This window comes from Massilia sp. METH4 (assembly GCF_037094685.1).
Lineage (GTDB): Bacteria > Pseudomonadota > Gammaproteobacteria > Burkholderiales > Burkholderiaceae_D > Rugamonas.
Window position 1 is genome coordinate 5,842,673 of the sequence record NZ_CP146614.1, and the last position, 22,787, is coordinate 5,865,459.

Annotated in this window: 23 protein-coding genes; 7 read left to right on the forward strand and 16 right to left on the reverse strand. The window is 66.6% G+C overall.

Going from position 1 to position 22,787, the window contains the following annotated elements; translation table 11 throughout:
- The first annotated feature begins 38 nt into the window (after window positions 1-38).
- Window positions 39-440, forward strand: a complete 402-nt coding sequence (locus V6Z91_RS25585; RefSeq protein ID WP_338762913.1) for a TerB family tellurite resistance protein — start codon at window positions 39-41, stop codon at window positions 438-440.
- A 369-nt stretch (window positions 441-809) separates the two neighbouring features.
- Here the strand turns inward: V6Z91_RS25585 and V6Z91_RS25590 are convergent, their stop codons facing one another.
- Window positions 810-1,835 carry an IS110 family transposase gene (locus V6Z91_RS25590; RefSeq protein WP_338760468.1) on the reverse strand — a complete coding sequence of 342 codons (1,026 nt, stop codon included), beginning with the start codon at window positions 1,833-1,835 and terminating at the stop codon, window positions 810-812.
- Between the two features lie 391 nt (window positions 1,836-2,226).
- Here V6Z91_RS25590 and V6Z91_RS25595 point away from each other — a divergent pair, with 391 nt between their 5' ends.
- Window positions 2,227-3,558 (forward strand): potassium transporter TrkG, encoded by a 1,332-nt coding sequence (locus V6Z91_RS25595; RefSeq protein WP_338762916.1) that lies wholly within the window; start codon window positions 2,227-2,229, stop codon window positions 3,556-3,558.
- On the forward strand, window positions 3,548-4,258 hold the full coding sequence (locus tag V6Z91_RS25600; protein WP_338762919.1) for a TrkA family potassium uptake protein: 711 nt from the start codon (window positions 3,548-3,550) through the stop codon (window positions 4,256-4,258). Before V6Z91_RS25595 ends, V6Z91_RS25600 begins: the two co-directional genes overlap by 11 nt.
- Before the next feature lie 53 nt (window positions 4,259-4,311).
- Here the strand turns inward: V6Z91_RS25600 and V6Z91_RS25605 are convergent, their stop codons facing one another.
- Window positions 4,312-6,174, reverse strand: a complete 1,863-nt coding sequence (locus tag V6Z91_RS25605; protein ID WP_338762922.1) for a methanol/ethanol family PQQ-dependent dehydrogenase — start codon at window positions 6,172-6,174, stop codon at window positions 4,312-4,314.
- A gap of 355 nt (window positions 6,175-6,529) precedes the next feature.
- Between V6Z91_RS25605 and V6Z91_RS25610 the strand changes: the two genes are divergently transcribed.
- From V6Z91_RS25610 to V6Z91_RS25620, 3 genes are all read left to right on the forward strand, one after another.
- Window positions 6,530-8,566 (forward strand): sigma-54-dependent Fis family transcriptional regulator, encoded by a 2,037-nt coding sequence (locus V6Z91_RS25610; protein ID WP_338762926.1) that lies wholly within the window; start codon window positions 6,530-6,532, stop codon window positions 8,564-8,566.
- A 45-nt stretch (window positions 8,567-8,611) separates the two neighbouring features.
- Window positions 8,612-9,571, forward strand: a complete 960-nt coding sequence (locus tag V6Z91_RS25615) for a beta-propeller fold lactonase family protein (RefSeq protein WP_338762928.1) — start codon at window positions 8,612-8,614, stop codon at window positions 9,569-9,571.
- 109 nt (window positions 9,572-9,680) lie between these two features.
- Window positions 9,681-10,649 (forward strand): hypothetical protein, encoded by a 969-nt coding sequence (locus tag V6Z91_RS25620; RefSeq protein ID WP_338762930.1) that lies wholly within the window; start codon window positions 9,681-9,683, stop codon window positions 10,647-10,649.
- Between the two features lie 111 nt (window positions 10,650-10,760).
- Here the strand turns inward: V6Z91_RS25620 and V6Z91_RS25625 are convergent, their stop codons facing one another.
- The 8 genes from V6Z91_RS25625 to V6Z91_RS25660 form a co-directional block, all read right to left on the reverse strand.
- Window positions 10,761-11,096 carry a carboxymuconolactone decarboxylase family protein gene (locus tag V6Z91_RS25625; protein WP_338762932.1) on the reverse strand — a complete coding sequence of 112 codons (336 nt, stop codon included), beginning with the start codon at window positions 11,094-11,096 and terminating at the stop codon, window positions 10,761-10,763.
- A 58-nt stretch (window positions 11,097-11,154) separates the two neighbouring features.
- A complete protein-coding gene (locus V6Z91_RS25630; RefSeq protein WP_338762935.1) occupies window positions 11,155-12,120 on the reverse strand; it encodes an ATP-grasp domain-containing protein in 966 nt (321 codons plus the stop codon).
- Window positions 12,121-12,159: 39 nt separating this feature from the next.
- A complete protein-coding gene (locus V6Z91_RS25635) occupies window positions 12,160-13,020 on the reverse strand; it encodes a quinoprotein dehydrogenase-associated putative ABC transporter substrate-binding protein (protein WP_338762938.1) in 861 nt (286 codons plus the stop codon).
- Window positions 13,017-13,367 (reverse strand): c-type cytochrome, encoded by a 351-nt coding sequence (locus V6Z91_RS25640; protein ID WP_338772048.1) that lies wholly within the window; start codon window positions 13,365-13,367, stop codon window positions 13,017-13,019. Before V6Z91_RS25640 ends, V6Z91_RS25635 begins: the two co-directional genes overlap by 4 nt.
- 93 nt (window positions 13,368-13,460) lie before the next feature.
- Window positions 13,461-13,856 (reverse strand): hypothetical protein, encoded by a 396-nt coding sequence (locus tag V6Z91_RS25645; protein ID WP_338762941.1) that lies wholly within the window; start codon window positions 13,854-13,856, stop codon window positions 13,461-13,463.
- Between the two features lie 9 nt (window positions 13,857-13,865).
- Window positions 13,866-14,444 (reverse strand): S-(hydroxymethyl)glutathione synthase, encoded by a 579-nt coding sequence (gfa, locus tag V6Z91_RS25650; RefSeq protein WP_338762944.1) that lies wholly within the window; start codon window positions 14,442-14,444, stop codon window positions 13,866-13,868.
- Between the two features lie 37 nt (window positions 14,445-14,481).
- The gene (locus V6Z91_RS25655) at window positions 14,482-15,588 is read right to left on the reverse strand and encodes an S-(hydroxymethyl)glutathione dehydrogenase/class III alcohol dehydrogenase (protein ID WP_338762947.1); all 1,107 of its coding nucleotides are present in this window, start codon (window positions 15,586-15,588) and stop codon (window positions 14,482-14,484) included.
- 157 nt (window positions 15,589-15,745) lie between these two features.
- The gene (locus V6Z91_RS25660) at window positions 15,746-18,052 is read right to left on the reverse strand and encodes a TonB-dependent receptor (protein ID WP_338762949.1); all 2,307 of its coding nucleotides are present in this window, start codon (window positions 18,050-18,052) and stop codon (window positions 15,746-15,748) included.
- Window positions 18,053-18,205: 153 nt separating this feature from the next.
- On the opposite strand from V6Z91_RS25660, the gene bluB reads away from it, so the two are divergent.
- Complete coding sequence (gene bluB / locus V6Z91_RS25665) at window positions 18,206-18,856, forward strand: 5,6-dimethylbenzimidazole synthase (protein ID WP_338762952.1); 651 nt, start codon at window positions 18,206-18,208, stop codon at window positions 18,854-18,856.
- 35 nt (window positions 18,857-18,891) lie between these two features.
- Here the strand turns inward: bluB and V6Z91_RS25670 are convergent, their stop codons facing one another.
- The 6 genes from V6Z91_RS25670 to V6Z91_RS25695 are packed head-to-tail and all read right to left on the reverse strand — an operon-like array spanning window position 18,892 to window position 22,777.
- Window positions 18,892-19,806 carry a hypothetical protein gene (locus tag V6Z91_RS25670; RefSeq protein WP_338762954.1) on the reverse strand — a complete coding sequence of 305 codons (915 nt, stop codon included), beginning with the start codon at window positions 19,804-19,806 and terminating at the stop codon, window positions 18,892-18,894.
- The gene (locus tag V6Z91_RS25675) at window positions 19,799-20,197 is read right to left on the reverse strand and encodes a hypothetical protein (RefSeq protein WP_338762956.1); all 399 of its coding nucleotides are present in this window, start codon (window positions 20,195-20,197) and stop codon (window positions 19,799-19,801) included. The genes V6Z91_RS25670 and V6Z91_RS25675 overlap by 8 nt, the downstream gene beginning before the upstream one ends.
- Before the next feature lie 54 nt (window positions 20,198-20,251).
- Window positions 20,252-20,605: a (2Fe-2S) ferredoxin domain-containing protein gene (locus V6Z91_RS25680; protein WP_338762958.1), complete on the reverse strand. Its 354-nt coding sequence runs from the start codon at window positions 20,603-20,605 to the stop codon at window positions 20,252-20,254.
- On the reverse strand, window positions 20,602-21,624 hold the full coding sequence (gene cobJ / locus V6Z91_RS25685) for a precorrin-3B C(17)-methyltransferase (RefSeq protein WP_338762960.1): 1,023 nt from the start codon (window positions 21,622-21,624) through the stop codon (window positions 20,602-20,604). The genes V6Z91_RS25680 and cobJ overlap by 4 nt, the downstream gene beginning before the upstream one ends.
- Window positions 21,621-22,025 (reverse strand): cobalamin biosynthesis protein, encoded by a 405-nt coding sequence (locus tag V6Z91_RS25690; protein ID WP_338762961.1) that lies wholly within the window; start codon window positions 22,023-22,025, stop codon window positions 21,621-21,623. Before V6Z91_RS25690 ends, cobJ begins: the two co-directional genes overlap by 4 nt.
- On the reverse strand, window positions 22,022-22,777 hold the full coding sequence (locus V6Z91_RS25695) for a cobalamin biosynthesis central domain-containing protein (RefSeq protein WP_338762964.1): 756 nt from the start codon (window positions 22,775-22,777) through the stop codon (window positions 22,022-22,024). The genes V6Z91_RS25690 and V6Z91_RS25695 overlap by 4 nt, the downstream gene beginning before the upstream one ends.
- Between the last annotated feature and the right edge of the window lie 10 nt (window positions 22,778-22,787).

Below are 22,787 nucleotides of genomic sequence, written 5' to 3' on the forward strand. Positions count from 1 at the left end.
GTACCGCGCGGTTTTTCAACCTAATTCAAAAGGAATCGATGATGCGTACGTATGACACCAACAGCCCCGAAGCCAGCGCCCGCCTGCTGGCACTGGCGATGGTGGTCGATGGCCACCTGGCGCCGTCCGAACTGCAGGTGCTGGACGACGTGCCGGCGCTGCGCGAGCTGGGCATCGACTGGACCCTGTTCACCGCCGTGCTCGACGAACTGTGCGAGGACATGCTGGGCGGTACCGTGCGCGACGGCGCGATCGAAATCGGCCCCGACCTGCAGGACGAGCTGCTGGCCGAGATCACCGACCCGGCGCTGCAGCGCAAGCTGCTGGCCGCGATGCTGAACATCGTCGTGGCCGACGCCCGCGTGGCGCGCGCCGAGCGGCTGCTGGTGAGCCGGGCGGGCAAGTGCTGGGCGCCGGAGGGTGTGGCGCAGGCGGCGTAAGGCGAAGCAACCATCTGCGCTTGCCTGGTGTCGGACATCATTTCCGGGTTTTTCCGGAAATGGTGTGCGACACCGTACATGGACGCCCCCGGTATGCCAAGCTTTCTTTTCGTGATGGTTTGTAGGTAAAGATTGCACCCGTACATTCGGACTTTGATGTGGCTGATGCCACTGTCCCTGATGGGATTTGCTGGTCGACGCCCCCTCGGTTTAACGCACTCAAGGTGCTTGGTGTCGCGCGGGCTAAGCCGACCACGGTCTTACCTGGTTTGCCATCACTTCTTGATCGCTTGTGCAATCGGTGGAATGTACTGCTCCGCTTCCAAAAAACTGTCCGCTACCCTCCGCGAAGGCCCTCAGCCGAGCCGATTACGCGGCAGCGTAATCGGCTCGGAACTCTCTGTCATGAGCCAATAGGGCCCAGACAGTCCTTGCATTCTTGTTGGCCAATGCTACTGCCGCAACGTTCTTGTGCCGTCGCCCAAGCAGTGAGTGAAGCCAGCCGCTCTTGCTTGGATCCTTTTTGACTGCATGCTGGATCACCGCTCGGGCTCCATGAATGAGCAAAGTACGCAGGTACGTATCGCCCCTTTTGCTGATGCCCAGAAGATTCGTGCGACCGCCTGTCGAATGCTGCTTGGGTACTAGGCCGATCCACGCTGCGAGTTGCCTGCCATTGGCGAAGTTCCTCGCGTTACCGATCGCCGCGACCAAAGCGCTGGCTGTGATCGGTCCTATGCCGGGTATCTTCTCCAACCGTTTGGACATCGGGTTCGAGCGGTGCCATTTCAGAATTTCCAGCTCGAATTCGTTGACTCTTCTATCCAGCACCTTTAAGTGATCGAGAAGTTCCAGAATGGTCTGGCGAAAAATGCCGGGCAACTCATCCTTCGCTTCGTCGAGCAGTGCCGGTACTCGCTCCCTGAGCACGGCCAAACCCTTCGGGACAACGAGGCCAAACTCCGCCAGCAGGCCGCGAATCTGGTTGGCCTGAGCAGTACGCTGCTTGACGAACCCACTACGCGCCGTGTGAACAGCGATAATCGCCTGCTGCTCAATAGTCTTGATCGGCACAAAGCGCATGTTTGGCCTTTGCACTGCCTCGCAGATTGCCTCGGCATCGGCTGCATCGTGCTTGTTGGTCTTCACGTATGGCTTGACGAACTGCGGAGCTATCAGCTTGACCGTGTGGCCCAGGCTCTGCAACTGCCGTGCCCAGTAATGCGCGCTGCCACACGCCTCCATCCCAATTAGACACGGCGGCATGTTGGAGAAAAACCTCATCACCTTGCCACGCCGGAGCTGGCATCGCATCTCGACCTTGCCGCTCGCATTAACGCCATGGAATTGGAAAACTTCCTTTGCCAGATCCATACTGCATGTCGTAATCTTCATGGTGACGCCCCTCTCTGGTTAAGTGAAACTTCGACAGCTCCACTTTGGCACATCGATGCCGTCTCAGGGTGGGGGCGTCCATCCCATTGGTTTTCCCATGAGGCACCCAGTAAGGTGTACGCCACCAAACACCGGTGTCGCACACTTTTTCCCGATAAAGCCCGGGAAAAAATGTCCGACACCAACACTCAGGCGCACAGGCTCCGGGTGCCGACACCGGCTCTCCCATGAGGCACCCGGTAAGGTGTACGCCACCGAACACCGGTGTCGCACACTTTTTCCCGATAAAGCCCGGGAAAAAACGTCCGACACCGGGGACTCGGGCGCCAACTGGTCCCAGCCGGCCGGCATCGGTTAACATGTCGATCCCGCCACCCGCCGCCGCCTTGCCTTGAAAAAGAAAGTCCTCCACCCCGCGCGCACCGTCATCCTGGGCTTCGCCCTGGCGATCGCCATCGGCACGCTGCTGCTGATGTTGCCGGTGGCGAGCGCCACCGGCGAGCCGGCACCGCCGATGGTGGCGTTCTTCACCGCCGTGTCGGCCGTGTGCGTGACCGGCCTGGTCATCGTCGACACGGGCAGCTACTGGTCCACGTTCGGGCAGTCGGCGATCATGGTGCTGTTCCAGCTGGGCGGCTTCGGCATGATGACGGCGGCCACGCTGCTCGGCCTGATGGTCAACCGCTCGCCGCGCCTGCGCACGCTGCTGGTCACGCAGACCGAAACCCGCTCGCTGTGGGTCGGCGATATCTCCAGCGTGGCCAAGCTGGTGCTGGGCGTGACCGTGTTCTCGCAACTCGTCATTGCCGCCATCCTCACGCTGCGGCTGCGCTACGGCTACGACATGGCGTGGGGCGACGCCACCTGGAGCGGCTTCTTCCACGCGGTGTCGGCGTTCAACAATGCCGGCTTCTCGATCCACCCCGACAGTTTCATGCGCTTTGCCGGCGATGCACTGATCCTGCTGCCGGCCATGGTCGCGGCGTTGGTCGGCGGCATCGGCTTCCCCGTCATCAACGACCTGCGCCACCGCTGCCGCGATCCGCGCCATTGGTCGCTGCACACCAAGCTCACGCTCATCGGCTCGCTGGCCCTCGTCGTCGGCGGCTGCCTTGCCATCCTGGCGCTGGAGTGGGACAACGCGAAAACCTTCGGCCCGATGACGGTGGCGGACAAGCTGCTGAACGGCCTGTTCATGTCGGTGGCGTCGCGCACCGTCGGGTTCAATACCGTCGACATCGCCGCGCTCGCGCCGGAAACCTGGGCCCTGCACTACCTGCTGATGTTCATCGGCGCGGGCAGCGCCGGCACTGCCGGCGGCGTGAAGGTGGGCACGGTGATGATCCTCGTGCTGCTCGTGCTGGCCGAGGCGCGCGGCCATGCCGACACCGAGGCATTCGGCCGCCGCGTCGGCATTTCCGCCCAGCGGCAGGCCATCACCGTGCTGGTCGTCGGCAGCGCCATCGTGGCGATCGGCACCGTGGCGCTGCTGCGCGTGTCGCACTTCCCGACCGACCAGGTGATCTTCGAAGTCATCGCCGCCTTCGGCAGCGCCGGCCTGTCCACCGGCATCACGGACGACCTGCCGCCGGCCGGGCAATTCGTGCTGGCCCTCCTGATGTTCTTCGGGCGGGTCGGCACCATCACGCTTGCGACCTCGCTGATCATCGGCGAGCGGCGCATGCCTTACCGTTATCCTGAGGAGCATCCAATTGTGGGGTAGGATTTTCACCGAGCAGTTCGCGTTTTCGGCCAGCGACAGCGTCATCGTCATCGGCCTGGGGCGCTTCGGCGGCGCCGTGGCGCAGTCGCTGATGCACCTGGGCCACGACGTGATGGGCGTGGACAAGAAGGAAGACCTGGTGCAGCTGTGGGGCGACCGCCTTACGCATGCGGTGCAGGCCGATTCGACGAACGAGAACGTGATGCTGCAACTGGGTGTCGCCGATTTTTCGCATGCCATCGTGGCGATCGGGTCCGATCTCGCCGCCAGCCTGATGACCCTGATGGTGCTGACGGAACTGGGCATCAAGGATATCTGGGTGAAGGCCCTGACGCCCGAGCACGGCCAGATCGCCACCCGGATCGGCGCGCACCACGTGGTCTATCCCGAGGCGGACATGGGCGAGCGCGTGGCGCACCTGATCACGGGCCGCATGATGGACTTCATCGAGTTCGAGGATGGCTTCGCGATCGCCAAGATCCACGCGCCCGCCGAGACGCACCACCTCACGCTGGCCGAATCCCATGTGCGCACCCGCTTCGGCGTCACGATCGTCGGCGTCAAGCGCGCCAACGAAGACTTCCAGCACGCGCGCCCCGAGACGCGCATCCTGCCCGCCGACCTGCTGATCGTGTCGGGGCCGACGAAGAAGATCGAGCTGTTCGCCGCCGAGAACAGGGCCAAGGGCAAGAAGGCGTGAATGCCGGGCGGCGCGCTGCTGCCCGGCCCTGCCCGGCCCCGCCCGGCTCCCCGCTACTTGTCCGCCGCGGCCGTCCGCTCGCCGGCCGGCGGTGCCGTGTTGGGCAAGGCGAACACCGTCAGCACGCCGCCCAGCTCCGTGTACTTGGCCAGGTCCTTGTAGCCGCCGGCCGCGCCCAGGCCGTCCGTGCTCTTCGTCAGCCCGGCCGCCAGGCCGATGCCGGCCCAGCCGCCGATGCCCGACAACACGCCCACGTACTGCCGGCCCTTGTTTTCCCACGTGTTGATGTTGCCGATGATGCCGGACGGGGTCTTGAACTTCCAGAGTTCCTTGCCGTTGTGGTCGATGGCCTTCAGGTAACCCTCCAGCGTGCCGTAGAACACCACGTCGCCCGCGGTCGCCAGGGCGCCGCTCCACACCGAGAATTTTTCCGGGATCGACCAGACGATCTTGCCCGTGCCGGCATCCCAGGCGATGAAGTTGCCCAGGCCGCCATGGCTGTTCGGCGCCGGATACATTTCCAGCGTCGCGCCGACATACGGCTGGCCGGCCGTGTACTCGACCTTGAACGGTTCATAATCCATGCACACGTGGTTGGTGGGCACATAGAACAGGCCCGTCTTGGGCGAATAGGTGGCCGGCTGCTGGTCCTTCGAGCCCAGCGCGGCCGGGCACACGCCCTTCGTGTTGAAGTCCTCGCCGTTCTTGCTGGTGCTGTATTTCGCCACCACTTGCGGTCGCCCCGTCTTCATGTCCACGTGGGTGGCCCAGTTGACGGCCGGGTCGAATTTCTCGGCCAGCAGCAGCTCGCCGGTCACGCGATCCATCGTGTAGCCGAAGCCATTGCGGTCCAGGTGCACGAGGGCCTTGCGCATCTTGCCCTTCACCTTGATGTCGGCCAGGATCATCTCGTTCACGCCGTCGTAGTCCCATTCGTCGTGCGGCGTCATCTGGAACGCCCACTTCGCCACGCCCGTGTCGAGGTCGCGCGCGAAGATCGTCATCGACCATTTGTTGTCGCCGGGGCGCTGGCTGGGGTTCCACGTGCTCGGGTTGCCGGTGCCGTAGTACACGAGGTTCAGTTCCGGATCGTAGCTGTACCAGCCCCACGTGGTGCCGCCGCCCAGCTTCCACTGGTCGCCCTTCCAGCTCTTGAGCGACGAGTCCTTGCCGACCGGGCGCATCTTGCCGTCGGCCCACGCCATCGTCTTCGCCGGATCGATCAGCATTTCATTGTCCGGGCCGGTGCTGTAGGCCTTCCACACTTCCTTGCCGGTCTCGAGGTCGTAGGCGGTGATACGGCCGCGCACGCCGAATTCGCCGCCGGAGACGCCCGTCAGCACCTTGTCCTTGAACACGTGCGGCGTATTGGTCGTCGTCTCGCCCTTCTTCGGGTCGCCCGTCTTGACCTTCCAGATTTCCTGGCCCGTCTTCGCGTCGAGCGCCACCAGCGTGGTGTCGGCCTGCTGCAGGAAGATCTTGCCGTTCGCATAGGCCACGCCGCGGTTGACGACGTCGCAGCACATCACGGGAATCACGGCCGGGTCCTGCTTGGGCTCGTACTTCCACTTGATGCTCTGGTCTTCCAGCGACAGCGCGTAGACCTTGTTCGGGAACGGGCTGTGCACGTACAGGGTGTCGCCGATGACGAGCGGCCCGCCCTCGTGGCCGCGCAGCACGCCGGTCGAGAAGGTCCATGCCACGGTCAGCTGGTTGGCATTGCCGGCGTTGATCTGTTTCAGTTCGCTGTAGCGGTGGTTCGCCAGGTTACCGGCCTGCATGGCCCAGTTCTTCGGGTCCTTGGTCAGCTGTTCGACATCGGAAGCGGCTTGCGCGATCAGCGGCAGGGCGGCCAGTGCCAGGCACGGCAACCAGCGGCGCGCGCCGCGGTGGGTGACACTCTCATACAGGTACATGTCGGTCTCCTTGTTGTGTGGCCGGGCGCGGCCGCAGGTGGCTGCATTTGGCCGGCGCCGGCAATGACGGTCATTGCACCGGAGGCAAACTGCATGGACCGTGCCAGGGCCGCCCCCGTGGCGTGCAAGGACGCAACCGACAGTTGATGTTCAACTCCCGGTACAGCCGCGCGTGGCCGCTGTGCCGCTTCCGTGGCAATCGCACCGAAAAATGTCGCATGCTTGCCGCACCCCATATTTTTTTACCAATTGTGTTGTTCAGCAGCGTACTATCTGGAACAACATGCACCGCGTGTTCACGATAAGCCGCGGCAGGATGGCCGGCCAGGCCACCACCAGCGGCGGAGGAGACAGAATGTCCGATTTTGCCGTCGTCCATGCTGGCGACCAGCTCGGTGGTCAGCTCAATGGATCACTTGGTAGTCAACTCAGTGGCCAATGCATCGACCATGCCTTCGCCCATGCGAGGCGCGTACGTTCGATCGTGCGCAACCACGATCCCGCCGAAGCGGCCGAGACGGGCAACCCCATTACCCGCTCATGGGTCCGCTGCCTGCATGACTACCAGCTCGACCCCGGCCGCCGCGAGGAGCCCGACGTGGTCGCCGACCTGGCCGCGCGCCGCGAAGCCGTGGCCGGCGTGCAGGCCGTCGCCAAGGTCGAGATGGCCAACCTGTACCAGCAACTGGCCGGCTCGGGCTACGCCATCGTGCTCACCGATGCCGACGGCGTGCTGCTCGATTATTTCGGCGACCCCGGCTTCACGCACGCCGCATCGCGCTCGGGCCTGATGCCCGGCGCCGTGTGGAGCGAGCGGGCGCAGGGCACCAACGGCATCGGCACCTGCCTGGTGGAGCGGCGCCCCGTCAGCGTGCACCAGGACGAGCACTACCTGGTGCGGCACGTGGGCCTGAGCTGCGCCGGCGCGCCGATCTTCGACCACGAGGGCAATATCGTGGCCGCGCTCGACGCTTCCGGCGAATCGCGCCTGGCCCAGCAGCACACCCTGGCGCTGGTGACGATGTCCGTGCAGATGATCGAGAACCGCGTCTTCCTCGACCGGTTCCGGCACGACTACATCCTGCGCTTCCACAACCGCCCGGAATTCATCGGCACGCTGAGCGAAGGCGCGATCGCGCTGGACCCGACCGGCAAGGTGCTGGCGGCCACGCGCTGCGCGCTGTACCAGCTGGGCTTCACGAGCCCGGCCGAGATCACTGGGCGCGACATCACGGAACTCTTCAACAGCACCTTCCCCGGCCTGGTGGACAGCACGCTGCGCAAGGCCTTCCACGCCGTGCCGATCTTCGGCATCCGCCACGGCGCGCGCTTCTTCGGCGTGATGCTGCCGCCGGTGCGCGCCGCGCTACCGGTGGTGCGCGATGCCGCCGCGCCCCTGGCAGGCACGTTGCTGGACAGCGTGCACTTCGGCGACCCGGCGATGGCCCGCAACGTCAGCATCGCCAGCCGCGTCGTCGAACGCAATGTGGCGATCATGCTGCTGGGCGAGACCGGCACCGGCAAGGAAGTGTTCGCGCGTGCCCTGCACCGCTCGGGCAGCCGCGCCGGCAAGCCCTTCGTGGCGATCAACTGCGCGGCGATCCCGGAAACCCTGATCGAGAGCGAGCTGTTCGGCTACCGGGCCGGCGCCTTCACGGGCGCCAGCAAGGAAGGCCAGCACGGCAAGCTGGTGCAGGCAAACGGCGGCACGCTGTTCCTCGACGAGATCGGCGACATGCCCTTTCCCCTGCAGGCGCGGCTGCTGCGCGTGCTGGAAGAGCGCACCATCGTGCCGCTCGGCGGCGGCACGCCCGTGGCGCTCGACATCCACGTGACGAGCGCCACGCACTGCGACCTGCAACAGAAGATCGCCGACGGCACGTTCCGCGAAGACCTGTTCTACCGCCTGCAGGGAATCACGCTGCGCCTGCCGCCACTGCGCGAACGGGGCGACGTGCGCGCCCTCATCCGCCACATCGTGGCCGAGGAAAGCGAGGACGAGGCGCCGCTGTCGCTGGACGAGACGCTGCTGGCGGCGCTGGAGCGCCAGCGCTGGCCGGGCAACCTGCGCCAATTGCGGCACCTGCTGCGCGCCATGATCGCGCTGCGCGAATCGGACCACCTGACGGTGCACGACCTGCCGCCCGAATACTGCACGGGCATCCCCGCGGCGGAAGAAGCGGTGGCCGACGACGGCGAAGCGGCGGAAGCGCCGCAGGACGAAGCGCTCAATCCGCTCGAAAACGCCGAGCGCGACGCGCTGCTGCGCGAACTCGAACGCCATCACTGGAACATCTCGACCGTGGCGCGCCAGCTGGGCATGAGCCGCAACACGCTGTACCGCAAGGTGCAGCGCCTGCATATCCGCCATCCCGCCCGGGCGGGCAATTGAACGTCCGCCGTGTGAGCGCTATCCGACTTCACTGAAAGGAACGTTATGACGCCGCTGCAACGCCGTCTCCTGCTGTCCGCCATCGCCGCCGTTCTCCTCACCTCGGCCCTGGTGGCCGAAGCCGCGCCGTTCGCCTACGTCCCCAACGAAGGGTCGGGCACCATTTCCGTGATCGATACGGCCACTGACCAAGTGGTTGCCGAGATGCCTGGCGGCGGCAAGCCGCGCGGACTGGCCGTCAGCGGCGATGCGCGCTGGCTGTACGTCAGCGACCAGCCGGACAGCAGCCTGCGGATCGTCGACCTGGAACGCCGCGCGCCGGCCGGCTCGGTGGCGCTGGGCAAGTCGCCCGAAGGGGTGGCCCTGTCGCCGGACGGCCGCTGGGTGGTCGCGGCCGTCGAGGAAAATCACGAGATCGTCGTCGTCGACACGCGCAGCAAGCAGCGCGCCTTTGCCATTCCGGTAAAGGGCGAGAATCCCGAACATGCCGTGTTCAGTCCGGACGGCAGGCAGCTCTTCGTGAGCGCCGAGAACGGCGACGCGGTGGACATCATCGACATGGCCGCGCGCAAGCAGGTCGCCCAGGTAAAAGTGGGCGCCCGGCCGCGCGGCATCGGCTTCCTGCCCGACGGCAGCCGCGCCTATGTCGCGGCCGAGAATGCCAACGAAGTCTTCGTCATCGACACGGCCAGGCACGCCACCGTCGCGCGCATCCCGGCGGGATTGCGCGCCAACGGCGTGGCCGTGCACCCGGACGGCAGCCGGGTCTACGTGTCCAATGGCGGCGCGGCCAGCGTGTCGGTCATCGACACGAAGACCAATACGGTCGTGGCGACCGTGCCGGTCGGCCAGCGCCCGTGGAACATGGCGCTGACGCCGGACGGCGCCAAGCTGTACGTGGCCAACGGCCGCTCGGGCACCGTGTCCGTGATCGACACGGCGCGCAACGAGAAGCTGCGCGATATCACCGTCGGCAAGCTGCCGTGGGGCGTGGTGGTGCGCTGACTGCCGGTTTAGCATAGCGGCAAGGCGCCGTCCCGCATGGTGCACAAGCGCAGCCGGGCCGTCTCGTCCTCCTGCACTTGTCCTTCCAATCATCTTTGCCGATACCGCTATGACCTCGCAGGAACCACAGAAAAGTCCTTATTCCCCGTGGGAAGATACGCTCATCATTGCGGTACGCGACATGCAATGGCAGCTGCTGCAGGAAAGGCAAAAGCAGGCAGGAAGCGCCAGCCCTGCGATGTCGCTTCCCCCACCCTTGCTCAAATTCGACGACATTGCCGAAACCCGGACGGGGGATGCGCTGACATCCCATGAGGACCGGTTTTTTCTGTTCGAGTTCAAGCGTGACTTAGGGGCGGCTATCAAGGACAGAACTAAACCGATGTGGGCCTTCATCGAAGAATTCGATTATGCCAATACCGAACATCAGAGTTTCTTGACCCTGTCGCGACGCTGCCACCGATTCTTGTATGCGAACATGGATCGCGCCGAGCAGGCGCAAGCTCGCACTCTAACGATGGAATCCCTGCCTTACTACGATATCGTCAAGCATGTTCAGTTTTGCAACGAATGGCAGGGGTTGGTGACCAAGGACGGAGAGTTGACCAAGCTCGTCAATGAGCTGGATTCATCCGCCCCCGGCTATAAGGCAAGGTTGGCGGAATATGAGGCGGACCGGGACTGTTTGGAGAAGAAAAAATCCGCAGCGAAGAACGCGGCGAAGAATGCAGTAGAGCAACACAAGACTTACTTTCAGGACGCTTTTCCTTTCTCCCGCGTGGGCACCTCATTGCGTGCAGTGTGGACGACCAGCGACCAAGGCGCTTCCTTTGTCGAGATATGTGCGTACATCCAAGTCCTGAACAATGCCGTCGGCACTGGAGACGATGCCCCCGTCAAATGCGCCATCGCCACGGCGCAAGGCCTGATATTGCCAATCGCGAGTTTGCGCGGCCTGTTCAAAGATTACTCGACATTTCTTGGAGCTAGGCAGCAGAGAGGTGACGACGAGTTCGGTGAGCTGGTAGCGTTGACAAAAAAACTGGCGGGGGCAGTGGCCAAACGCTTTCGAAGGTAGGGCCATGCCGGGCCAGCGGACAGTGCCACAGCGCCTGACTGGTCTACCTCGCGGCAACCAGTCCACGAACCTGTTCCTGAGCCTCTTTGGGCAAGTTGGAAGGCCCGGCCGCTACAGCCCGTCTACGGCGTCCAGCACCCGGGCCGAGTACACGACCGCGGCGCCGGCATTCATCGCGATCGCCACGCTCAGCGCCTCGGCGATTTCCTCGCGCGTGGCGCCGGCTTCGAGCGCGGCCTTCGCATGCACGGTAATGCAGCCGTCGCAGCGGGTGGTCACCGCGACCGCCAGCGCGATCAGTTCATGGGTCTTCGGTTCGAGCTTGCCGGTGGTGGCGGCGGCGCCGTCGAGCGTTTGCCAGCCGCGGATCGCGTCGGGGCTCAGCTTTGCGAGATCTCCCACGCGCCCCACGAGCGCGCTGCGATAGGCATTCCAGTCCTGGATCATTGTCTTACCTCCTTGGTGAAGTCACCGCCGGGATGGCGATGACAAGATAATTCCCCGGCTACCTGGGCCCGAACGCCGCCACGTCCACCCTGGCCGGGGTGCGCGGCGCCGGCGCGCCGGGCAAGGCGCCCTGCAACAGCGCCAGCACCGCTTCGGCCGGGTTCACTCCCGTCGACGTGCGCAGGCCTGCATAGGAAATCGTCAGCCGCGGATGTACGCCCAGCAGCACGGGCCCCTCGGCGGCAAGGATGAAATCCACGGCGGCATACCCCCACAGGCCCGGCAGCGCGGCGGCCACGGCCTGGCCCAGCGGTTCCAGCCGCTGCGCCAGGTCGGCCAGCCCGTTGACGGTCGCGCCGAGGCATCGGAACCGGTTGTCTTCCACGGCCATGCGCTGCTCGTTGCAGGCCAGCAGGCGCGCCCTGCCGTCGCGGCACAGCAGCGAGAGGCTGCCGACGCGGCCGGCGACGAACGGCTGCAGCACGAGGCCCGAACCATGCTGCGCGGCGGCCCAGGCTTGTGCCGCCGCGCTGTCCTGGAACAGCCGGGTGCCATGGCTGCCGGCGCCATCGTCGGGCTTCACCACCCAGGCGCCGGGGCCGGCAGGCAAGACATCCCCGGCGCCGAACGTGGCGACGGTGGGCAGCGCGGCACGCGCCAGGGCGGCGCAGGTCTTCGTCTTGCTCGCGGCGACCTGCACGGCATCCGGGGCGCTGCCCAGCAGGATGCGACCGTGGCGCAGGACTTCGCGCGACAGCCATTCGAGCGTGCCGCCGCCCACCGGCGCCAGCGGCCACACGGCGTCGGCGGCATGCACGCAGGCGCCGAAGCGAATATGGAACGGCTGGCGTGTCTCACCCGCCACGGCCCCGTCGAGGGTGAGCAATTCCACTCCGGGCAGCAGGCGCAGGTCGGCGCATAGCGCGCGCAGCATCAGCGCATCGTCCTGGCGCCGGGCGGCCGGCGGCCGCGCACCACTGGCGCGCCCGGTCCCGCCATGGTCGAATGCGAAGACTTTCAGCATGTCCATCGCCCGCCTCCGTAGCCCGCTGCCCGGCGCGCATCACCGCGCCGGGCCCGTACCGGCAAGCCGGCCCTGTTCATCCACCAGCGGCACGCCGTACTCGCGCAGGATGGCGTCGATGCGGGGCCGGTTGCGTGCGATCAGCGCGTCGATCTTCTCCTTCAGTTCTCGGTCGCCGAAACGCACCGCCATGGCGATCTCGAAGTCGAGGCGCACCCCCGGCTGCGAGGCCAGCGGCATGGCCACGATGCGGTGGTCCGGCGCCCGGCTGGCGAAGTAACCGGCGATCGGTCCCCAGACGAAGGCGATGTCGATGGCGCCACGCGCCAGGTCGCGCTCGACGATCTGGCCGGGATACTCTTCCGCATCGCCCGATTGCGCCTGGTAGGAGACGATCTGCCCCATCAGGCCATGCGCGAGCAGCCAGTCCGCCACCGGCGAGCCGCCGAACACGCCCAGCTTCAGGCGCGCGCGCTGCTGCGCCGGCAGCGCCAGCAGGTCGTCCAGCGTGCGCACCCCGTCGAGGCCGCTGCCCCTGACGTACGCCATCGCGTACGTCGAGTGATAGTACGGCTGGGTGGTGGCGCCCAGGTCGAACCCCTTCGCCACGCCCGTGATCAGGTCGCACTTGTAGCGGTCGGTGCCCGGTTCCTTCGCGCGCAGCGTATTGCGCACGAAGCCCATGCGCTGCGGGAACCAGGTGTAGGCGATGTCCCAGCCCAGTTCCTGGGCGAACAGCGCGGCGATGCGGTTCTCGAAGCCATCCAGGTCGCGGCGCGAGAACGGCAGGTTGTTCGGGTCCTGGCACACGCGCAGCACGGGCCGCGCGCCGCTCTCTTCGGCCTGGACCGGCGCCGCGAGTGCCAGCACGGCGGCCCCCAGCAGCACCGCGGCCTTCATTTGCCTGCCTCCTGGAGCTTACCGGGCGCAATGGCCCCGTCGGCGCGGCCCTTCAGGTAGGCGTACAGGTTGTCGATATTGTCGACGACCATCTTGCTGCCGTCGAAGTTCGGCATGCCCTTGTCGATGCGGCCATGCAGCACCACGTTCTTGAACTCGTCCTTGGACAGCGCCTTCAGGCTGCTGGTCAGCGCCGGGCCGACCGCCCCTTCCTGCTGGGCGCCATGGCAGCGCTCGCACGCCAGCGCGCGCCACGTGCGCCAGCCGCTCAGGGTGCCGGCGTCGACCTTGTTGCCTTCCACCACCTGGTAGGGGGTGGCGTCGGCCAGCGCGGCCGGGCCGACCATGCACAGCGCCAGGGCGGCGCAGCGCGCGGCGGAAATACTGAAACGAAGGAAATTCGGTTTGCTCACATCGCACTCCTGTTGGTCAATGCCGCGCTAGCGCAGCATGCATGCCCGTTCCGCTTCCTCGCGGAGCGCCTTGTACTTCGCCGCCATGGCCTTCACGCCGGGCGGGTCGCGAAATTCCGCGCCGCGCTCCCCTTCCAGCGTCTGGTAGCGCAGCGCCGTGGACATGGTCACGTAATCGTCGTAGGCCAGCGCGGCGCCGATCCGGTCGATCACGCAAGCGCATTTGTAGAGGCTTTCCTGCTTGCCGCCGTGGCTGTTCATGCACTCGAGCACGTATTCGACCCGGGCGACGGTGGGGAAACCGCTGGCCGGCGCGGCCAGCGCAGGACCGGTCAGTGGCGCGGCCAGCGCAGGACCGGAAAGTGGCGCGGCCAGCGCCACTGCCATCAGCAGCAGGGCCAGTGTCGGCGGCAAGCGTGCCATGCCGCCTCCTTACGAACCCTTGTACAACGTGCCGGCCAGCTTCGCGGCCTGGACGGCCAGTGCATCCATCAGTGGCGGCGACAGGGCGTCGTAGGGTGGCAGGCCCAGTTCCTCGAGCCGGCCCCGCACCTCGCCCATGCGCGCCGGGTCGGCCCCCGACTCGATGATGGACGACACGAAGGCGGCGAACGTGGGCGGCGCCCAGCCCGGCTCGCCCGACAGTTCCGTATGCACGAAATCGAGCCCGTGGAAGGCGTGCCTGTCGTTCTCGATGCGGCCGTACAGGTGCACGCCGCAACCCGTGCAGGCGTAGCGCTGGATGGTGGCCGTGGGATCGACCACCTTCAGCTTGCGGCCGTTGGCGGTGACCTCCACCTTGTCGCGGCCGACCACGGCGATCTGCGAGAACAGCGCGCCCTCGGGCTTCCAGCACTTCGTGCAGCCGCACACATGGTTGTGGGAGACCTGGGCACCGACGCGCACGGTGACCGGATCGGTCGCGCAGCGGCACGTGAGCGTTCCGCCCGCAAAGCCGGCCTGTTCCGGCGGGATGCCCGCGTCGACGGCGGGGTGGATATGCATGGCCATGCCTGTCTCCTTTGGTTGGTATGGTTGGTATGGTGGCTTAGTACAGCACCACGGAGCGGATCGATTCGCCCCGCTTCATCAGGTCGAAGCCTTCGTTGATGCGCTCGAGCGGCAGGGTGTGCGTGATCAGGTCGTCGATATTGATCTTGCCGTCCATGTACCAGTCGACGATCTTCGGCACGTCGGTGCGGCCGCGCGCGCCGCCGAACGCGGAACCCTTCCATTCGCGGCCCGTCACCAGCTGGAACGGCCGGGTGGAGATTTCCTGGCCCGCCGCCGCCACGCCGATGATGAAGCTCTTGCCCCATCCCTTGTGCGTGCACTCGAGCGCCTGGCGCATCAGGCCGGTGTTGCCGACGCACTCGAAGCTGTAGTCGGCGCCGCCGTCGGTCAGCTGCACGATCGCATCGACCACGTTGTCGACTTCCTTCGGGTTGATGAAGTGGGTCATGCCGAACTTGCGGGCGATGTCCTGGCGCGCCGGGTTGATATCGATGCCGATGATCTTGTCGGCCCCCACCATCTTCGCGGCCTGGATGACGTTCAGCCCGATGCCGCCCAGGCCGAACACGGCCACGTTGGCGCCCGCTTCGACCTTGGCCGAGAACAATACCGCGCCCACGCCGGTCGTGACGCCGCAGCCGATGTAGCACGCCTTGTCGAACGGCGCATCGGCGCGAATCTTCGCCAGGGCGATCTCGGGCACCACGATATGGTTTGCAAAGGTCGAGGTGCCCATGTAGTGCAGGATGGGCTTGCCGTCGAGCGAGAAGCGGCTGGTCCCGTCGGGCATCAGCCCGCGGCCCTGCGTGGCGCGGATCGACTGGCACAGGTTGGTCTTGCGGGACAGGCAGAACTTGCATTGCCGGCATTCCGGCGTGTACAGCGGGATCACATGGTCGCCGGCCCGCACGGAAGTCACGCCCGCGCCGGTTTCCAGCACCACGCCGGCGCCCTCGTGGCCGAGGATCGCGGGGAACAGGCCTTCCGGGTCGGCACCGGACAAGGTGTAGTAATCCGTGTGGCAGATGCCGGTGGCCTTCACCTCGACCAGCACCTCGCCGGCGCGCGGCGGCGCCAGGTCCACCGTCTCGATCGTCAGCGGTTCGCCCGCCTTCCATGCAATCGCAGCTTTCGTCTTCATCTCGTCTCCCAGCCTTGGCGCGGCACCAGGGCGGCCGCATGATCGGTCATCGCAAATCGCGTGCCATCGGCTCGCCGGGGCTGCGCAGGGCGGTACGGTGCCGCCGTTGTGCAGGATTGGATCACCGCTGCCCAGGGCTGTTCCGATTCCGGAGCGCTCAGAAACGGTAGCGCAGTCCCGCCACGAAGGTGCGCGGCGCGCCGGGCGCGACGAAGCGTGCCGGTTCATCGTCGGCACCGGGCGCCAGCGGCCGCCCGCCGGGGAAGACGTCTTCCGCCACCGTGCCATAGCTCTCGTAGCGGCGGTCGAACACATTGTTCACGCGGGCGAACACTTCCCAGCCGGGCGCCGGGTGCCAGGAGGCGCGCAGGTGCAGCAAGGCGTGGCCGCGGATGCGCCAGTCGGCCCGGCGCTCCGGCTCGCCGTCCTCGGGGTCCTCGACCAGGCCATCCTCGTTGCCCTGCGTGGCCAGGTTCGAGACGGCGACGGCGTCGGCCCCGACGCTCCAGCCCGGAGCGGGCTCCCAGTCGGCACCCAGCTTGAGCGTGTGGCGCGGCAGGCCGGGCAGGCGCGTGCCCTTCGTCACCCGCACATTGCGGGCGCCAGTGAACAGTTCGCCGTCGGCGGCGTAGACGGCCGCCAGGTAGCTGTAGCTGGCGCGTAGCGTGACGTTGCCGGTCCGCAGGCGGCCGGCGGCATCGATGCCCGCATGGCGCGTGCGGTCGAAGTTCGCGAAGTAGCCCTGCTGGCTGGTGCCGGCGCTGTGGAACAGGATGTCGTCGCGGTTGACCGTGCGGTACAGCGACAGGGTCGCCTCGCCCGCTTCCGCGTGCCAGCGCGCTCCCGCCTCGACGGTGCGCGACACGACCTGCGCCAGCCAGGGATCGGCTTGCAAGCCGACCGGCAGGCGGCAAGGCTGCTCGGGGTCGGCGCACCCCAGTTCGATCACGGTGGGCACGCGGTTGCTCTGCGCCACGTTGGCAAACACCGTCCACGCGGCGTTCACCTGCCGGGCCAGGCCCAGCGAGGGATTGAGCTTGCGATAGCTGAAGGCTTCGCGCGGCTGCACCCCGCGCTCGGTGGTGAGCGTGTTCGCCACCTTCGCATGGTTGTAGCGCGCCGAGAGCGTGGCCCAGGTGCCGGGCGCCAGCTGCCACGTGTCGCTCGCGTACAGCCCCGCCGTGCGCGCCCGCCCGGTGACCGAGGACGACGGCTCCCGCTCCTCCTCCGGGTCGCCCAGCACGCCGCGGTCTTCCGTGAAGAAGCCCTCCTGCTCGAACTGCGCGAAGCGGATGCGGTTGCGGTCGAACGACAGCCCTGCGCTCAGCTGGTGATCGCCGCGCGCGACGGCCAGTTGCACGCTGCCGCCTTCGCCGTGCTGCCGCGAGCTGGTGGTATTGAGCACCGCGGGATGCACGGCCGCCGCGCACTCGTCGTCGTCCTCGCAAGGTTCCCCGGCATCGTCGTTCACGTCGCCGTTGACCGTATCGCGACGGCTGTGCCGCACATAGGCGGTGGCCGTCAGCTCGACGCCGCCCGACAGCTCGCTGCGCAGATTGAACGTCGCCTGCCCCAGCCGGTTGCGGGTCCGGTCCGGGTAGGTGTAGACGGCGCGACGGTCCAGGTCGTACAGGCCGGGCGCGTCCTCGATGCCGCCCGGCAGCAGGCCATTGCCCAGCAGCCGGCTGCGGCCGCCCAGCAGTGCCACGTTCCAGTCGGTGCCGCCGGCGGTGCGGCCCACCTTCAGGAACACATTGCCGAGGCGTCCTTCCGAATGGTCGCGCCAGCCATCCTCGTCGAAGGCCGTGGCGGCCAGCAGCGTGTGCCATTCGCCGGCCACGGCGCCATACGACAGGTCGAACCGGCGCCGCGCGCCGCTGCCGATGCTGGCTTCGGCCATCAGGCCGGGGTGGCTGCGGCCCGACTTCGTCGTCAGCGCCAGCGCCCCGCCCAGCGTGTTCAAGCCGTACAGCGGGTTCGAGCCCGGCACCAGCAGCACGCCGCCGATGGCCGCTTCCGGCACCATGTCCCAGTTGATCACGTCGCCGAAGGGTTCGTTGACGCGCACTCCGTCCAGGTACACCGACAAGCCCTGGCTGGAGCCCAGCACCGGCGAGGCGCGGTAGCCGCGGAACGTGACGTCGGTCTGGAACGGGCTGCCCGAAATGTCGTTCACGTTGATGCCGGCCGCGTGGCGCGCGAGGTAGTCGGGCAGCGTGTCCGCGCGCGCCTGGGTGACATCCCGGTCGGTGGCGCGCTGGATGGCATACGGCAGGCGGTCGCGCGAGATCGCCGCGGCCGACTGTGGGGCGATGCCGACGATTTCCACGACTGGCAGCGGCCCCAGCGGGAAGTCCGGCGCGCCGGCCCATGCCGCCGGGGCGAGCACCATGGCGGCCGCCGCGATCGGTGTGCGCGGCCATGCGAGATGAAAGGCCACGGATCGGGCACGGAATGTATTCAAGATCGCCTCGCTGTGAAGAGTACCGAACAATTCTTCATAGCAAATCGCGTGCCATGCTGCTTGCGTGGATCAGGGAGGCGGAACTGCGCCGTTTCCGTTACAGTTGCGCCAGCACGGTACAGCCCGCCGCCCACCACTTGTTCCATGTGACAGATGACCCATCCGCACCGATACGACCAGGCCGCCATCGACGGCGTCTACCGCGCGATCCGCGAACGCCGCGACATGCGCCACTTCCGCCCCGACCCGATCGAGCCCGCGCAACTGGCGCGCTTCATCGAGGCCGCCCACTGCGCGCCCAGCGTCGGCTACATGCAGCCATGGCGCTTCCTGCGCATCACCGACACGGCGCTGCGCGGCGCCCTGCACGCCCACGTCGACGCCGAGCGCGCGCTGACGGCCGAGGCGATGGGCGAGCGGGCCGACGAATTCATGCGGCTCAAGGTGGAAGGCATCCTGTCCTGCGGCGAGCTGCTCGTGGTCGGCCTCGTTGACGGTCGCGAGCGCTACGTGTTCGGGCGCCGCACGATGCCGGAAATGGACCTGGCCTCGGCCGCGTGCGCGATCCAGAACTTCTGGCTCGCCGCCCGCGCGGAGGGGATCGGCGCGGGGTGGGTGTCGCTGTTCGATCCGGAGCACGTGCGCACGCTGTGCGGCATGCCGGAGGGGAGCCGCCCCATCGCGCTGCTGTGCGTGGGGCATGTGGAGGAGTTTTATCCGGAGCCGATGCTGCAGATGGAGCGGTGGGACCGCCGGCGCGAGCTGGGGGAGATCGTGTATGAGAATGCCTGGGGCACGCGGTGACCTGGCCCGCCACTTGCCTCTGCGGTCGTTGATACCTATTGTTCGCGCGTTCCGGATGCCGTTTCCGTCGAAGTCGTGCACGATGTGCTTGGCGTCTCTGTCTTGTCCGCTTTCAGCTGGCTGAGTGCTTCACCGAGAAACGCGTCGTGCTGCAGCGGGTAGACAAGCATGTCGCCGTGCCTGCCACCCTTTTTCAGTGTCGGCGCCGAATGGAAAAGATCCTTGCCGCTGGCAAGTTGAAAGTGGCCAAGCAGGATTGGCTTATAGTTGAGCTCGAAGATACTTACCTTCAGTGTGGTTTTTTCTCCAACCGTCCGCAGGAATTGGTTGAAGCGCTCGATGACGAAGTCATTGCTGGTAAGCCGGGGTCTAAAGTGGTCAAAAATAAACTCGTCGCCCTGCCGCTTCAGAAATTCCGTCATGCCGGGAATCGTGATGCCTTTCTCAAGCAACCACTTCTTGCGCTGGCCCGGCTGCAGCATGCATTCAGGAGATACCGAATTGACGTCCTCACCAGGGCAGCTCCCCCAGTGACGCAGCTTGCTGCGCACCTGCTGCGGCGAAATCACGTCCAGCTTCACCGCGGTCACGAGCAAAGGCTGCGAACTGATATTTGCTACCTCGACGCAAAGAAAAGCACCGTCGCGAAAATCTGGCGCCGTCGGCCTGCCCTGCACCGTTTCCAACTGTCCATAGAAATGCATCGAAGGGACAAGGTAAGCGGAAGTGATCGCCACTTTCGACCCAACGACCTCGAGCGAGGATTTCCGAGGCTCGTTCAAATACACATTGTTGAACGTAATGTCGCGCCCTGCATTGTAGGCCTGGGATCGAGCGCCACTGGCAATTGCCGATTGCGACGGTTGAGGTGGCGCCTGCTGGGCAAGCGCGACGGCGCCATGCAGGCCAAGAATTGCGGCGAAGGCAGTGCGCAGGCGCATCTTATTCAAGGTTGATGTTGCCGCCGGCATTGAGGGCTTCACTGCCGGTGCCGCTGGCGACCGCTTCCTGGCGAACCTTTCCATTCGCCGGTTTGCTGTCCGCTTTGTCCCCGGCGGTGCGTGCCGCGGACTGGCCTTCATTGATGTTCCCTGCTGCATTTGCGGCACGCGCCTTGTCGCCTGTCGCCCGCGCCGTCTGCGCCACGTCCGGCTCAGGCGTCGCTGTCGCCTTCGGTGCGGTCGTGGTGATCTCGACCTTCTTCGGCGTCAGGCTGACCTTGCCGCCGCGCGACAGCGCAAAGATGCCCAGCACGATGACAACCAGCGCGCCGATCAGCCACCATGCCAGCCGATGCCAGCTCACGCCCCCGGCGGCCGTCTTCCCGGTTTTCTTTGGCATTCTTTTCTCCCCCGTAGGCTTGGCCTTGCACTCAACGATAATTGACCGTTGCGATCATGAATCCGCGCATGGCTGGCCGTGCTGATGAAACACCAGCTCCCCGACCTTCCTTCCCTGGCACAGGTGTTCCTCGATGATACGGTCCATGTTCTGTTCCGTGACATTGTAGTACCACGTGCCATCCGGCTGGACGCAGACGATGGGGCCGCCCTTGCAGGCGGCAAAGCAGCTGACGCGGCTGCGCTTGACGCGCAGGTCGCCGGCCGCCAGCCCGGCGGCCTTCAACTTCTCGCCCAGGCTGTCGAACAGCGCCTGCGAGGCACCGTCGGCGCTGCAGCGGGGGCCGGTGCACACCAGCAGGTGGCGGTGGTAGCTGCCGATCTTCGGTTTCACGACTGCCTCGCTCATGCTTCGCCCTCCACGGTATCGGTGGCCTCGTCCTGCCACGGTTCGGCGAGCGTGGCGCGGATGTAGTCGGCGGGCAGGCGGTGGCTTTGCGCCAGCGCTTCCACGCTGGCGCCGGCCGCGTGCTCGGCTTGCAGCGTGTCCAGCCAGCCCAGCAGGCCGGTGGACAGCGAACGCCCCGCCTTCTCGCCTTCGCGGGTGGTGCCGCCCTCTTCCATGTCGTATTTATTGGCATAGCCGCGCGGCGTGACCATCAGGCCATTGCGCACGAAGGTATTGCTGTTGCCGATCAGGACGGTGCTGAGCATGCCGATATCGGCATCGGCCATGCTGTCCAGCGTGGTGAAGACGATGTTCTCGCGGCGCCGGTAGGCGCTTTTCACGATCGCCACCGGCGTGTCCGCCCGGCGGTGGCGCAGGAACAGGCGCTGCGCCTCGACGATCTGGCGCGTGCGCCGGCCGCTCTTCGGGTTGTACAGTGCCACCACGAAGTCGGCCATCGCCACGGCGTCCAGCCGGCGCGCGATCGTCGGCCACGGCGTCAGCAGGTCGGACAGGGAAATGGCGCAGAAGTCGTGCGTCAGCGGCGCGCCGACGAGGGCCGCGCAGCTGTTCAGCGCCGAGGCGCCGGGCACGATTTCCACCTGCACCGGGTCGTCCGGCGTCCACCCCGACTGGAACAGGACCTCGTAGGTGGGGCCGGCCATGCCGTACACGCCCGCGTCGCCCGACGAGATCAGTGCCACCTTCTTGCCCGCGCGCGCCGCTTCCAGGGCGCTGACGGCGCGGTCGAGTTCCTCGGTCATCGACTTGCGGATGATTTCCTTGCCTTCGAGGAGATCGACCACCAGCTTGATGTAGGTGACGTAGCCGATCACGACGTCCGCTTCGGCAATGGCGGCGCGGGCGCGGGCGGTCATGTGGTCCACGCTGCCGGGGCCTATGCCGACCAGCATGATCTTGCCGGCTTGTGTTTGTGCCTGCGCTGGTGCCTGCGCTGCTGTCTGCAATGAATCGTTCATGGTTCCTTCCTGGCGATCGAGACGGTGGCATGACGGCCATCCGCGCCCCGGTATTTGTATTTTTCGACGACGAGCGCCGACATCGGTGTGCCCGGCCCGGCGGCCAGCAGCGCGGCCGCCTCGCTGACCGACGGCGTGCCCGTATGGCGCAGCACGGTCTCCGACGGATGCGGCACGGGCACGGCGGCCAGCTCGTGGGCCGCGTAGAAGCGCAGCGGCCAGTCAAGTTCGCGGGCGATGGCCAGCAGCGCCGCCTCGTCCTGCTTGATGACGATGGTGGCCGCGGCCAGCACTTGGCCGGGCGTGGCGCCCGCTTCGGCCAGCGCGGCGTGCACGGCTTCGCGCACGGTTTCCAGGGCCGCGCCGCGGTCGCAACCCAGGCCCACGGTGTACAGCTTCACTGCGTGCCCTCCACCGGCGGGCGGTAGACCACGAGCCGCTCATGCAGCGCCTGCCAGCGCTCTGCCGGCACGTCGGCATGCGTGACCCACAGCAAGGCCGCATAGCGATCCAGCGGCACGTCGGTCAGGCGGCTGTAGCGGTGGATGTTGTCCGGCAGCGGCGTCGGGCGGGTCCACCAGTCGGGGCTGCCCGCTTCCTGCACGAAGGCGATCGGCTCGCCGTTCACCACGTGCGCCGACACGCGGGTGACGTTGATCTTCGGCGCCTCCACCCTCCAGCCCAGGTGGCGGCCCAGGATGTCGACGGGGATGGTACGGCCCACGTCGGACGCGGTGGTCAGCACCGGTGCCGCGCCGAGCAATGCGGCCACGCGCTCGCTCCATTCGTTCGCGCCGCCCACGTGGCCCGACAGCACCGGGATCACGTATTGGCCCGCATCGTCAACCACGATCACGCCCGGGTCTTCATCCTTGCTGCGCAAGTGCGGTGCGATCAGGCGCACGACGGCGCCCAGCGAAACGAAGAATACGATCTGGTCATAGCCGGCGAACAGCGGGCCGATCTCGTCGCGCATCGCGCCGTCATAGCTGCGCAGCCGGTTCGGCAGGCCGTCGAACGCGGCGGCGAACTTCGCGGCCGCGCAGATATCGGCTTCGGGCAGCTCGGCAGCCAGGCGCGCGGCCTGCGCGGCGCCGTGTTTCGTGATCGCCACCAGGCACAGGCGCGGGGTGGTGTCGGCGCATTGGTTCATGTTTCCTCCT